Source organism: Pseudomonas sp. CFBP2511 (assembly GCF_030209255.1).
GTDB classification, from domain to species: Bacteria; Pseudomonadota; Gammaproteobacteria; order Pseudomonadales; family Pseudomonadaceae; genus Aquipseudomonas; species Aquipseudomonas avellanae.
This window is the reverse complement of the sequence record NZ_JARVSI010000018.1, coordinates 162,531-174,079: the sequence shown is the minus strand read 5'-3', so window position 1 is coordinate 174,079 and position 11,549 is coordinate 162,531. Positions and strand designations below refer to the sequence as shown.

Annotated in this window: 13 protein-coding genes and 3 pseudogenes; 4 read left to right on the top strand and 12 right to left on the bottom strand. The window is 59.5% G+C overall.

What is annotated here, in order from left to right; all coding sequences use genetic code 11:
• From QRN38_RS15885 to QRN38_RS15840, 10 genes and pseudogenes are all read right to left on the bottom strand, one after another.
• A partial coding sequence (locus QRN38_RS15885) for a transposase (protein ID WP_285362442.1) occupies positions 1 to 292 on the bottom strand: 292 nt, incomplete at its 3' end.
• 153 nt (positions 293 to 445) lie between these two features.
• Positions 446 to 523: pseudogene (locus QRN38_RS15880) on the bottom strand (peptidase P60); the annotation flags it as partial.
• Positions 524 to 701: 178 nt separating this feature from the next.
• Positions 702 to 779 (bottom strand): annotated as a pseudogene (locus tag QRN38_RS15875) (peptidase P60); the annotation flags it as partial.
• Between the two features lie 176 nt (positions 780 to 955).
• Positions 956 to 1,033 (bottom strand): annotated as a pseudogene (locus tag QRN38_RS15870) (peptidase P60); the annotation flags it as partial.
• A gap of 176 nt (positions 1,034 to 1,209) precedes the next feature.
• The gene (locus QRN38_RS15865; protein ID WP_024666453.1) at positions 1,210 to 1,755 is read right to left on the bottom strand and encodes a C40 family peptidase; all 546 of its coding nucleotides are present in this window, start codon (positions 1,753 to 1,755) and stop codon (positions 1,210 to 1,212) included.
• A 94-nt stretch (positions 1,756 to 1,849) separates the two neighbouring features.
• The gene (locus QRN38_RS15860; protein WP_024666454.1) at positions 1,850 to 2,575 is read right to left on the bottom strand and encodes a C40 family peptidase; all 726 of its coding nucleotides are present in this window, start codon (positions 2,573 to 2,575) and stop codon (positions 1,850 to 1,852) included.
• 75 nt (positions 2,576 to 2,650) lie between these two features.
• Entirely contained in the window at positions 2,651 to 3,415 is a 765-nt protein-coding gene (locus tag QRN38_RS15855; RefSeq protein WP_005766661.1) for an NAD-dependent deacylase, read from the bottom strand.
• Complete coding sequence (gene hda / locus QRN38_RS15850; protein ID WP_003381589.1) at positions 3,409 to 4,113, bottom strand: DnaA regulatory inactivator Hda; 705 nt, start codon at positions 4,111 to 4,113, stop codon at positions 3,409 to 3,411. The genes QRN38_RS15855 and hda overlap by 7 nt, the downstream gene beginning before the upstream one ends.
• Positions 4,114 to 4,342: 229 nt before the next feature.
• Positions 4,343 to 5,416 (bottom strand): AI-2E family transporter, encoded by a 1,074-nt coding sequence (locus QRN38_RS15845; protein WP_005616381.1) that lies wholly within the window; start codon positions 5,414 to 5,416, stop codon positions 4,343 to 4,345.
• A 39-nt stretch (positions 5,417 to 5,455) separates the two neighbouring features.
• Positions 5,456 to 6,556 carry a DUF2066 domain-containing protein gene (locus QRN38_RS15840; RefSeq protein ID WP_057417964.1) on the bottom strand — a complete coding sequence of 367 codons (1,101 nt, stop codon included), beginning with the start codon at positions 6,554 to 6,556 and terminating at the stop codon, positions 5,456 to 5,458.
• A gap of 330 nt (positions 6,557 to 6,886) precedes the next feature.
• Between QRN38_RS15840 and purM the strand changes: the two genes are divergently transcribed.
• The 4 genes from purM to QRN38_RS15820 all read left to right on the top strand — a co-directional run bounded on the left by purM (position 6,887) and on the right by QRN38_RS15820 (position 9,990).
• The gene (gene purM, locus QRN38_RS15835; RefSeq protein WP_057417965.1) at positions 6,887 to 7,945 is read left to right on the top strand and encodes a phosphoribosylformylglycinamidine cyclo-ligase; all 1,059 of its coding nucleotides are present in this window, start codon (positions 6,887 to 6,889) and stop codon (positions 7,943 to 7,945) included.
• Positions 7,945 to 8,595 (top strand): phosphoribosylglycinamide formyltransferase, encoded by a 651-nt coding sequence (purN, locus tag QRN38_RS15830; protein WP_005766657.1) that lies wholly within the window; start codon positions 7,945 to 7,947, stop codon positions 8,593 to 8,595. The genes purM and purN overlap by 1 nt, the downstream gene beginning before the upstream one ends.
• Before the next feature lie 8 nt (positions 8,596 to 8,603).
• Complete coding sequence (locus tag QRN38_RS15825) at positions 8,604 to 9,317, top strand: DUF3108 domain-containing protein (protein WP_003381583.1); 714 nt, start codon at positions 8,604 to 8,606, stop codon at positions 9,315 to 9,317.
• Between the two features lie 493 nt (positions 9,318 to 9,810).
• Positions 9,811 to 9,990 (top strand): hypothetical protein, encoded by a 180-nt coding sequence (locus QRN38_RS15820; RefSeq protein WP_003381582.1) that lies wholly within the window; start codon positions 9,811 to 9,813, stop codon positions 9,988 to 9,990.
• Between the two features lie 99 nt (positions 9,991 to 10,089).
• Here the strand turns inward: QRN38_RS15820 and QRN38_RS15815 are convergent, their stop codons facing one another.
• Positions 10,090 to 10,629 carry a DUF2058 domain-containing protein gene (locus QRN38_RS15815; RefSeq protein ID WP_005616372.1) on the bottom strand — a complete coding sequence of 180 codons (540 nt, stop codon included), beginning with the start codon at positions 10,627 to 10,629 and terminating at the stop codon, positions 10,090 to 10,092.
• A 30-nt stretch (positions 10,630 to 10,659) separates the two neighbouring features.
• Positions 10,660 to 11,493, bottom strand: a complete 834-nt coding sequence (gene mazG, locus QRN38_RS15810; protein WP_057417966.1) for a nucleoside triphosphate pyrophosphohydrolase — start codon at positions 11,491 to 11,493, stop codon at positions 10,660 to 10,662.
• Between the last annotated feature and the right edge of the window lie 56 nt (positions 11,494 to 11,549).

Genomic DNA, 11,549 nt, shown 5'->3' with positions numbered 1-11,549 from the left:
GTTCCCAAATGACTATTTGGCCAGGATCACCAATACCAAAATGCGCTGCGGTCTGGCGAAGGGACAGCCCGTGCTCGCGCTTGTGCTCCAGCACTGAGCGTTTGAAGGCTTCGCTGTACCGAAGACCAGGCTTACGATGGCCTGTGTGCCCATGGCTCTTGTAATTGGCGACCCAGCGTCGAAGCAGGCTGGAATCGATCGAGAACTGGCTGGACACCTTGCGAAAGCCTATGTTGCCTGCAAGATAGGCTTTGACGACGGTGAGCTTGAATTGCTCTGAATACTTGGCCATTTGAACACCCCCATTAGGTCGGATTGGTGTCCAACTTCTTGGGGGCAGTCCACAGCGTGGGAATGCAGTTCTCGACGCTCTGCGTCGCAAGAGGACGCGGAGCGTCCTGAATGGCATGCGACGCAGAGCGTCGCACGATAAGTTTTGACCAGACTACGGTCGAATCTGCGCCAGGCTTGCTGGCTGAATCACGCGCTTGGCGTTGAGGTAGGCTTTCTGCCAGTAAGGCTTGGGCTCAATAACGCCGAGCGTGTAGAGGTTTGACGCGGAGCGCCGCACGATAGTTGAGATTATCGTTCCCTACGCTCCAGCGTGGGAATGCAGTTCTCGACGCTCTGCGTCGCAAGAGGACGCGGAGCGTCCTGAATGGCATGCGACGCAGAGCGTCGCACGATAAGTTTTGACCAGACTACGGTCGAATCTGCGCCAGGCTTGCTGGCTGAATCACGCGCTTGGCGTTGAGGTAGGCTTTCTGCCAGTAAGGCTTGGGCTCAATAACGCCGAGCGTAGAGGTTTGACGCGGAGCGCCGCACGATAGTTGAGATTATCGTTCCCTACGCTCCAGCGTGGGAATGCAGTTCTCGACGCTCCGCGTCGCAAGAGGACGCGGAGCGTCCTGAATGGCATGCGACGCAGAGCGTCGCACGATAAGTTTTGACCAGACTACGGTCGAATCTGCGCCAGGCTTGCTGGCTGAATCACGCGCTTGGCGTTGAGGTAGGCTTTCTGCCAGTAAGGCTTGGGCTCAATAACGCCGAGCGTAGAGGTTTGACGCGGAGGGCCGCACGATAGTTGAGATTATCGTTCCCTACGCTCCAGCGTGGGAATGCAGTTCTCGACGCTCCGCGTCGCAAGAGGATGCGGAGCGTCCTGAAAGGCATGCGACGCAGAGCGTCGCACGATAAGTTTTGACCAGACTACGGTCGAATCTGCGCCAGGCTTGCTGGCTGAATCACGCGCTTGGCGTTGAGGTAGGCTTTCTGCCAGTAAGGCTTGTCGAGGCTGTCGAGTTTGACTGTGCCGCCGGTGGCGGGGGCATGCACGAAGCGGCCTTCGCCGACGTAGATGCCCGCGTGGGACACTTGCGAACCGCCCGAGGTGGCGAAAAATACCAGGTCCCCCGACTGCAACTGCTCCCGACGAATATTCGGCACGCCCATCACGATCATCTCGCGGGTGGAACGTGGCAGGGAAATGCCCGCCGCATCACGATAGACATAGCCTATAAGGCCGCTGCAATCGAAACCGGAGTCTGGCGTGTTGCCGCCCCAGCGATAGGGCGTGCCGACCAGGCCCAACGCACGAAACAGCACGTCTTCGGCAGCCGGAGAAAGAATCTGAGGGGGAGCGGTGACCACCGGACGCTGAACAATCCGGGGTACTTTGGGCGGTGGCGGCGCGCTGGCACAAGCGCCCAGCAACGCGGCAACACAGATGACCATCAGGCGCGAAACAATCGACATAAACACAACAACCTGATCCGGATGCGGCTTACGCTGCCGAGAAGCTCAAAAACACAGAAAGACCCGAAGGTCTTGTTCTGCGTGTTCTATTTGGTTATTTACGCCGTTTGGGCGCGGACTTGACTGTAGTCGAAGTCATGGCCGTTGTCTGCGTTGCAACAGGCGTGGACTTTACAGCCACAGTGCCCGGTGCCATCGCCAGAGGCCGCTTGGCTTCGATGAACGTCCTGCTCCAGTAAGCGTCATCGAGGCTGTCGATGCGCACGCCGCCACTGCGGCGGCTGCTGGAATGAATGAACTGCTGGTTGCCGGCGTAGATTGCCGCATGGCTCACAACGCTTTTCTTGCCGCGGGTGCTGAAGAACAGCAGATCGCCGGGCTTGAGGTTGCCGCGTGAAACCAGAGGGGCGTCTACGTTGATCATTTCGCGAGTGGAGCGTGGCAGGCTCATGCCGGCCTCTTCACGAAACAGATAACCAATGAAACCGCTGCAATCGAAGCCCGACGAGGTCGACGTGCCGCCGAACTTGTAGCGCGTACCGATCAGCGCCTTGCCGCGTTCGAGAATACTGTCGGCCAGAACCGGCAGTTTGTAGGAGGTGTTGTCTGCGAACTGGTTCAGTTCGTCTTCGGTCGCCAGCTCGTCCTGCAGCACTGCTGCATCAGCGCGGCGCGCTGCGGACTGTGCAGTGACGGTGTTCTGATAACGGGGAACAGGCTGAGCCTGCTCGTGCTGTGCAACCGGCATATTGGCCGAGCAACCGAACAGGAAGGTAACGAGTGCGAGAGGCACGAGGGGTGCGAAGCGAACAACGGGCATGGGCACAACCGCGGCTGACTAGTTAAGATGGCGAGACTATGCCTTTTATGAAAGCGATTTGCAAATTCAATCGAACTAGATGTGACTTATGAGTTCCGCCATGACATGTGCTGCCCGGCACTGCAAAAAGACGTCCATCTGCGCGCTGTGGTCGGTTGGCTGCGGATTGATTTCTGCGGTGAAGCCCCCGGAAACTCTGGTGCGAATGACCGGCTCGTGAATGTAGGGGAAGCTTGCCGTGGTGCCGATACTCAGCACTGCGTCATAGCCTGTAGCCAGTTGTTCATACAGTGTTTCCAGTGCCCTTTCCGGAAGCATTTCCTGAAAAAGAACGACGGGCGGTCGCAGAATGCCACCACAGAGTCGGCATAACGGCGGCAATGGACGCTGCAAATGCTCACTCAGTTGAGGGTCTTGTGCGGCACACGACTGGCAAAACAGCGGCGAGAGTTGCCCGTGAATTTCGATCAGACGCTCAGGCGGGCTGCCGGCAGCGCGATGATAGCCATCGACGTTCTGGGTCAGCACCCAGCACTCGGGCTTGATACGTTGTAACTGGGCAATGGCGTAATGCGCAACGTTGGGCTCACCGCCCAGGCAGGCCTTGCCCAGTTCGGCGATGTATTTCCAGCACAGTTCGGGGTCACGGCGCAGCATAGGGCCTGACAGGGCCATTTCGATGGGCAGCCCGTCCTCGGTCTCGCCGTTGTAAAGCCCGCCTACACCGCGATAGGTCGGTAGACCGGAATCCGCCGACAGGCCCGCACCGGTGATGACCAGAATACGCTTCGCATGGCGTAACGCGGATGCGGCTTGTAACACCAGCGCCTGATCTACCACCCAAGCGTCTCTTTAAGGAAAGGGATCGTCAGCTTGCGTTTTTCCTGCAATGACGCCTGATCGAGGCGCTCGAGCAACTCGAACAGGGCACTCATGCTGCGCGTACCACGGGTCAGGATGAAATGGCCGACATCATCGGTCAGGTGCAGGCCGCGCCGCGAAGCGCGCAGTTGCAGGGCGCGCAGTTTGTCTTCATCAGACAGCCCGCGCATCTGGAACACCAGCGCCATGGTCAGGCGGGATTTGAGATCGGGAAGTTTGACCGGCAGTTCGCGTGGCGACTTGGACGCTGCAATCAGCAGACGACGGCCGCTGTCACGCAAACGGTTGAACAGGTGAAACAGGGCTTCTTCCCATTCCGGCTTGCCGACGATCGCTTGCAGGTCATCAAGGCACACCAGCTCGTACTGCTCCAGATGGTCGAACAGCTCGATGCCTTCATCGATGACTTCGGCGAGCGGCAGATAGACCGCAGGTTCGCCCAGTTGCTCGAAACGCAGGCACGCAGCCTGCAGCAGGTGCGTGCGCCCTACTCCATCCTTGCCCCACAGATAAATAAGGCTTTCCGTCCATCCGGCGTCGGCTTCGCACAGCCGCTCGACATAGCCGAGTGCAGCGGCATTGGCGCCTGGATAGTAATTGACGAAGGTGGCGTCATCACGCAGACGCACACTCAGGGGCAGCTGAATCGGTTTCATGCTGACTAACGGCTCATGCAAACCGTCAAGGGCCTCTGTGTAAAGAGCGCAAAGTTTATACCCGTGAGGCGGGTCGCACAATGCAACAGACCTCAAGCAAAATCAAAGGTTTGCGTCAGGACGGCGAAAGCGGGAACACAGGAAGGAGGTTTTGCGCAGTGAAGCCGGTGTATCAAAAGGCCTCTTCGCAGCGCTGCGAAGAGGCCTGCTTCGATGTCACAGGCGGGGGCTACAGATCAGGATCTTCCGCACCGGCATAGACTTCGGAGCTTTTATAGACGTCATGCATGTGGCGCACCAGCACCATGATGACTGCCGCAACCGGCAACGCCAGCAGGATGCCTGTGAAGCCGAACAGCTCGCCACCCGCCAGGATCGCGAAAATGACCGCAACCGGGTGCAGACCGATACGATCGCCCACCAGCAAAGGTGTGAGCACCATGCCTTCGAGGGCCTGACCGATCATGAACACGGCGACAATGCCCATCATCGGGTACAAATCACCACCAAACTGGAACAGCCCGGCAACCAGCGCCGAGCCGATGCCGATCACAAAGCCCATATAAGGCACGATGGCTGCCAGACCGGCGATGACCCCGATCAACAGGCCCAGCTCAAGGCCGACCAGCATCAGGCCGGCAGCGTAGATCACCCCCAGGCCGACCATGACCAGCAACTGGCCGCGAATGAACGCGCCCAAGACTTCGTGGCACTCGCCCGCCAGTTTGACGATCTGGCTTTCGCGCTGGCGTGGCAGCAGGCCGCGCACCTTGCCCATCATCAGGTCCCAGTCACGCAACAGGTAGAAACACACCACCGGGATCAGCACCAGATTGGTCAGCCAGCCGATCAGCGCCAGGCCGGAAGCCGTGGCCTGGGACAGCACGATGGACACAATATCCCCGGCCTGGCCCATGTGCTCGGAAATGGCTGCTTTTATCTTGTCGAACTTCCAGAAGCCATCGGCCAGACCGAATTTGGCCTGCACCCACGGCATGGCCGAGTGCTGAAGCCAGTCAAGTATCTGCGGGGCCAGCTCGTACAGACGAAACAACTGTTTAGCCAGCATCGGCACCAGTACCAGCAGCAACGTCATTAATACCAGGGTGAACAGACCAAACACCGCCACCACACTTAACGTCCTGGACAGACCGGCACGCTCCAGACGATCCACCAGCGGATCGCCCATGTACGCCAGCAGCAACGCCACCAGAAAAGGGGTGAGGATTGTGTGCAGCAGCACCACGAATGCGATCAGCAAGGCCAGGCCGCCAATCCAGAACCAACGCCGCGTATCAGTCATCAACATCCCTCTACCCAATGGAAAAGCGTTCTTGCCGGGTTACCAGCGGAAATACAGTTGTGGCGCAGACGCCGGGACAATCATCGGTGCAGCTGCTGGCGCAGCGGCCGGTACAGAAGCGGCGCCGGCAGCGGGTGCAACCGGGGCAGCGGCATCGACCGGGGCAGCAGCCGCCGCCATTGCGTCACTGGCGGGCACTTCCTGCAGTTTGGCCAGCGACAACTGCGAGCGTAGCTGATCGGCACTGCCGCTGACGTCAAACACCACTTTATCGCCCTCGACAGAACTCAGACGCACGCCGAACGGATCAAGTAACTGAAGCAGTTGCGCGTAACGCTCAAGCGTCATGCCCTGCACCTGCATCAGCAGGCCGGTCGATGCGCCGGGCCTGGCGACAAAACGCGGCGCCAGACGCTGGCTCACCGACAACAGCACCGCGTCGGCCAACGCTTCGGAGGTAGCGCCTGTAGCGGTGCCCTGCTCGCGCTGGTCGCCCAGCCACAAACGCCATTTGCCTTGCCATTGCCCGGCGTCTTCTTTGGCGTGTACGGCGAGTATCGCGTCGGCGCCGTAACGCTCTGAAGCCTCTTTTAGCGGCGCCGGGTCAGTGCCTTCCAGGGTTTTTGCATCGCCCACGCCCTGCTCGCTCAAGTCTGCCAAGGGCAGGCGCAGCGGCAAGCCACGGTGCTGCGCGGCACGGCGCAACGGTTCGGCCGCCGCCTGCCCGTCGCCGACCAGATTGGCGCCTTCGGCCGAATCATTCAGCCACCAGCCGAGAATCGAAGGGCGATTACTGCCCCAGATCGACAGGCCAGCATCGCGCAAGGCACGGTCGGTGGTTGCCGGGTCGAAATCGACCAACAGGGTTTCCGGCGGGCCGGCCTCGTAGCCGTACTGGCTGATGATCTGCTGCGGGTCCTTGCGCAGCGCGGCCATCGCCGAACCCTGCGCAGCCTTGGCGTCGCCGGTCAGGCGCAGCACCAGCGTGTCAACGGCGGCCTGAGTGGCGCGCGTACGTTCGTCGGGCGACTGACCGCTGACGGGTTCGCGAACCTGATAAAGGTTGGTGAGTGTTTCGGCAAGGCCTGGAAGGCTGACCAAGGAGAGACAGCCGGCTAGAAGAATTCTGGAAAAACGCATGGACAGTTCCCGAACGGAAAAAAGTGAAAAACAAGCAGTATCAGGAGGCGTACACGTCTGGGACAGCCGTGAACCGCCATTCATTCAATTTGCGCATAAAGTACACCTTAAACGCCGCATGCCGAACTGATCCGGGTTTTATTTGGCGCAACAGCGCCCTACCGTCGGCGCAAGGATGGCCCCTGGGGAGCAAGCCTGATAAAATCGCGCGCCTTCGCAGACCGGCAATCGCAACGGCCCCACATTACCATCGCATGACAACGCGGTGCTGAACGGGCCCTAACGCAGCGGTCGATACCTCCGAATCCCCCCTAAAGGCCTGGATTTTCTATGAGCAAGCAACCCTCCCTGAGCTATAAAGACGCCGGTGTAGACATCGACGCCGGTGAAGCATTGGTCGAACGCATCAAGAACGTCGCCAAGCGCACCAAGCGCCCGGAAGTCATGGGCGGCCTGGGAGGCTTCGGCGCCCTTTGCGAAATCCCGGCTGGCTACAAACAACCGGTTCTGGTTTCCGGCACCGACGGTGTGGGCACCAAGCTGCGTCTGGCGCTGAACCTGAACAAGCACGACACCATCGGCATCGACCTGGTCGCCATGTGCGTCAACGATCTGGTGGTCTGCGGCGCAGAGCCGCTGTTCTTCCTCGACTACTACGCCACCGGCAAACTGAACGTCGACACTGCCGCTCAGGTTGTCACCGGTATCGGCGCTGGCTGCGAACTGGCCGGCTGCTCGCTGGTGGGCGGCGAAACCGCTGAAATGCCGGGCATGTACGAAGGCGAAGACTATGACCTGGCCGGCTTCTGCGTCGGTGTCGTAGAGAAAGCCGAGATCATCGACGGTTCCAAAGTGGCCGCCGGTGACGCGCTGCTTGCCCTGCCATCGTCCGGCCCGCACTCCAACGGTTACTCGCTGATCCGCAAGATCATCGAAGTTGCCGGTGCCGATATCGAAAACATCCAGCTGGACGGCAAACCGCTGACCGAGCTGCTGATGGCGCCGACCCGCATCTACGTCAAACCGCTGCTCAAGCTGATCAAGGAAACCGGCGCGGTCAAGGCCATGGCGCACATCACCGGTGGCGGCCTGCTCGACAACATCCCGCGTGTGCTGCCAGAAGGCGCTCAGGCAGTGGTCGATGTTGCCAGCTGGCAGCGCCCGGCGGTCTTCGACTGGTTGCAGCAGCAGGGCAACGTTGAAGAAAACGAAATGCACCGCGTGCTCAACTGCGGCGTCGGCATGGTCATCTGCGTGGCTCAAGAGCACGTTGACGCCGCCTTGAACGTCCTGCGTGAAGCCGGCGAGCAGCCATGGGTGATCGGCCAGATCGCTACCGCCGCTGAAGGTGCAGCGCAAGTCGAGCTGAAAAACCTCAAGGCGCATTGATGTCTGCCACCTGCGATGTCGTGGTGCTGCTCTCCGGCACCGGCGGCAACCTGCAAGCGATGATCGACAGTTTCAAGGACGGGGCCAGCCCCGTCCGCATTCGCGCGGTCATTTCCAACCGTGAAGATGCGTTCGGTCTGCAGCGCGCCCGAGACGCAGGTATCGAAGCCTGCGTGCTGGATCACACCGCCTACGACGGCCGCGAGGCCTTCGACGCAGCACTGATCGAACTGATCGACACCTTCCAGCCGCACCTGGTAGTGCTGGCCGGATTCATGCGCATTCTCAGCGCAGGGTTCGTGCGCCATTATCAGGGTCGCCTGCTCAATATCCACCCCTCCCTGCTGCCGCGCTACAAAGGTCTGCACACGCACAAGCGCGTGCTGGAGGCCGGCGACGCCGAACATGGTTGCAGCGTGCACTTTGTCACTGAGGAACTCGATGGCGGCCCACTGGTCGTACAGGCAGTTATTTCGGTACAGTTGCACGACACGCCCGCCGCGCTCGCGCAACGGGTCCATGTTCAGGAGCACCGTATTTACCCACTGGCCATTCGCTGGTTTGCCGAAGGCCGATTGAGCCTCGGTGAACACGGTGCCTTACTGGATAGCCAGTTACTCCCGGCCAGCGGCCATCTGATTCGACATTAGGAGATATTATGCGTCGCGCTCTGCTCTTCGCTTTCGCTCTGCTCGCCTTGCCTGCCGTACAGGCCGCAGACCTTCAACCCTTCTCCGCCAGCTACACCGCCGACTGGAAACAGCTGCCCATGAGCGGCACGGCTGAACGCAGCCTGCAAGCCGGGGCCAACGGCATCTGGACCCTGAACTTCAAGGCCTCGATGATGATTGCCAGCCTGACCGAAGTCAGCACGCTGAAAGTCGACAAGGAAACCCTGCTGCCACAGACCTACAGCTTTGAACGCAGCGGCCTGGGCAAATCCAAGAAGGTTGACCTGGCGTTCGACTGGAACACCAAATTCGTTACCGGCACCGACCGTGGCGACGCGATCAAGCTGCCGCTCAACCCTGGCATCCTCGACAAGTCCACTTACCAGTTGGCGTTGCAACATGACGTCGCTGCGGGCAAGAAGAGCATGAGCTATCAGGTGGTCGACGGTGACGAGGTAGACACCTACGACTTCCGCGTACTGGGTTCGGAGAAAGTCACCACCAAGACCGGCCAGGTCGATGCAATCAAGGTCGAGCGCGTGCGTGACCCGACGCAAAGCAAGCGCACCACCGTGCTGTGGTTCGCCAAGGACTGGGATTACCTGCTGGTGCGTCTGCAACAGGTCGAAACCGACGGCAAGGAATACAACATCGTGCTGCTCGACGGCACCGTCAACGGCAAGGCCGTCAAAGGCAGCTGATTGCCCTGACACCCCGCACCACAGAGCCCCGCTTTTTAGCGGGGTTTTTTATTAGCTGAAGGCATGCGACGCAGAGCGCCGCACGATAGTCGGGATGATCGTTCCCCACGCTCCAGCGTGGGAATGCAGTTCGCGACGCTCTGCGTCGTCAAAGAGGACGCAGAGCGTCCAGAACGGCATGCGACGCAGAGCGCCGCACGATAGTTGCGATGATCGTTCCGCACGCTCCAGCGTGGGAATGCAGGTCTCGACGCTCCGCGTCATCTTTCTACACCGCTCAAGGCACATGAAAAATCCTTCACTTTGCCACCACTGCGCCATAAGCCTCGGCATACAAGGGCTGTAGGCGAACGATCTTTTTTTGATCAGCCGAGAACCTGAACAGGCTATTTACTTAGGCAGCTAACAAATTCTATAAAAGAGTCCTGCGACACATCGCCGCAGTATCCAGAGGCCTAATCATCAAGGCCATCAAAGTCAGGAGCTTACTACTATGACTGTCAGAGTGACTGAACGCGACGACGCCCACCTCTCTCACGAAGCCGTAGCCGACGGCATCCAGATCTGGGACGTGCATCAACAGGACCAACTCGTAGGCATGTTTCATATCGAGTCGGATGCCCTTCGATACAAAGAAGAGCTGGAAGCACTGGAAAGCCAGGGCAACCACTGAGCACCATCGCTGAACCGAAGCAGAAATCCCAGAACAAGAAACGACAAAACCCGCTGAATGCGGGTTTTGTGTTTTTGAACGTAGCAACAGTTCAGCGAATTACCACATCAGATCGTCTGGCACCTGATACGCGGCATACGGATCATCAGCATCCGGGGCTTCGGTTGGCGTGTTGAGCAGCACCACACGGCGCGGGTCACGTTCCTGAATCTTGAGTGCTGCTTCACGCGGGATGATCTCGTAACCGCCGCCATGATGAACGATGGCCAGCGAGCCGCTGCTGAGCTTGTTGCGCACCAGCGCATTGACCGAGATGCGCTTGACCTTCTTGTCGTCAACGAAGTTGTAGTAGTCCTCGGTGATCAACTTGGGCAGGCGCGACACCTCGATCAGTTGCTTGACCTGCGCGGTACGGGCCTTCTGCTCGACCTTTTCCTGCTGTTGCCGGTTCAGCTCCTGATCGCGTTTGATCTTCTCGGCCTGCGCTTCCTGGGCCGCACGCTTTTGCGAGTCGTCGGCCTGAGCCTGCCCCTTGTGCACCAGACGCTGCTCTTTCTGCTTTTCTTTGCCGACCTGTTTGGCCTGCTTTTGGTTGACCAGACCTGCCTTGAGCAACTGGTCGCGAAGGGAAAGGCTCATTGTCTACTCACTTATGCCGTTACCGCACCCTCAGCCGCAGCCGGGCGTGCTCTTTTCCTGACGTTTGGCTTCGCCCCACAACGCGTCCATTTCTTCGAGCGTGCACTCTTCAATGGGACGCTGGAGGTGGCGCAAGGCCTGTTCAATGAATCGAAAGCGTCTGTCGAATTTGCTATTGGCCGAGCGTAACGCAGTTTCCGGGTCAACTTTAAGGTGTCGGGCCAGATTCACCACGCTGAACAGCAGATCACCGACTTCCTCGGCAATGCCCTCGGCGTCATTGTCGGCCATGGCCTCAAGAATTTCATCGAGTTCTTCGCGCACCTTGTCGATGACCGGCAACGCCGCGGGCCAGTCAAAGCCCACCTGTGAGGCACGCTTCTGCAGTTTGCTTGCCCGACTCAGCGCCGGCAAGGCAGCCGGCACGTCGTCAAGCAGCGACAATTGCTCGGGCACGCCAGACTTTTCAGCGCGCTCCTCAGCCTTGATCTCGTCCCAGCGAAGATTGACCTGCTCGTCGGTCAGACGCGGAGTTTCCGGCGGCGCGTACAGCTCGCCGGTCGGGAACACATGCGGATGACGACGCAGCAGCTTGCGGGTAATGCCGTCCACCACGTCATCGAACTCGAAGCGCCCTTCTTCCTTGGCCAACTGCGCGTAGAAGACCACCTGAAACAACAGGTCACCCAGCTCACCCTTTAGATGATCAAGGTCGCCCTGCTCGATGGCATCCGCCACTTCGTAGGCTTCTTCCAGCGTATGCGGCACGATACTGGCGTACGTCTGCTTCAAATCCCACGGGCATCCGAACTGCGGATCACGCAGCCGGGTCATGAGATGCAGCAGGTCCTGAACTGTGTACATGGGGCTCCCGTATAAAAACAGCAGTTTAGCTTCAAGCTAAAAGCTGCAAGTTAAAG

Coding starts and splice junctions, on each gene's coding strand:
- QRN38_RS15865 (WP_024666453.1), bottom strand. CDS start 1,755: ATGTCGATTGTTTCGCGCCTGATGGTCATCTGTGTTGCCGCGTTGCTG.
- QRN38_RS15860 (WP_024666454.1), bottom strand. CDS start 2,575: ATGCCCGTTGTTCGCTTCGCACCCCTCGTGCCTCTCGCACTCGTTACC.
- hda (WP_003381589.1), bottom strand. CDS start 4,113: ATGAAACCGATTCAGCTGCCCCTGAGTGTGCGTCTGCGTGATGACGCC.
- QRN38_RS15845 (WP_005616381.1), bottom strand. CDS start 5,416: ATGACTGATACGCGGCGTTGGTTCTGGATTGGCGGCCTGGCCTTGCTG.
- QRN38_RS15840 (WP_057417964.1), bottom strand. CDS start 6,556: ATGCGTTTTTCCAGAATTCTTCTAGCCGGCTGTCTCTCCTTGGTCAGC.
- purM (WP_057417965.1), top strand. CDS start 6,887: ATGAGCAAGCAACCCTCCCTGAGCTATAAAGACGCCGGTGTAGACATC.
- purN (WP_005766657.1), top strand. CDS start 7,945: ATGTCTGCCACCTGCGATGTCGTGGTGCTGCTCTCCGGCACCGGCGGC.
- QRN38_RS15825 (WP_003381583.1), top strand. CDS start 8,604: ATGCGTCGCGCTCTGCTCTTCGCTTTCGCTCTGCTCGCCTTGCCTGCC.
- QRN38_RS15820 (WP_003381582.1), top strand. CDS start 9,811: ATGACTGTCAGAGTGACTGAACGCGACGACGCCCACCTCTCTCACGAA.
- QRN38_RS15815 (WP_005616372.1), bottom strand. CDS start 10,629: ATGAGCCTTTCCCTTCGCGACCAGTTGCTCAAGGCAGGTCTGGTCAAC.
- mazG (WP_057417966.1), bottom strand. CDS start 11,493: ATGTACACAGTTCAGGACCTGCTGCATCTCATGACCCGGCTGCGTGAT.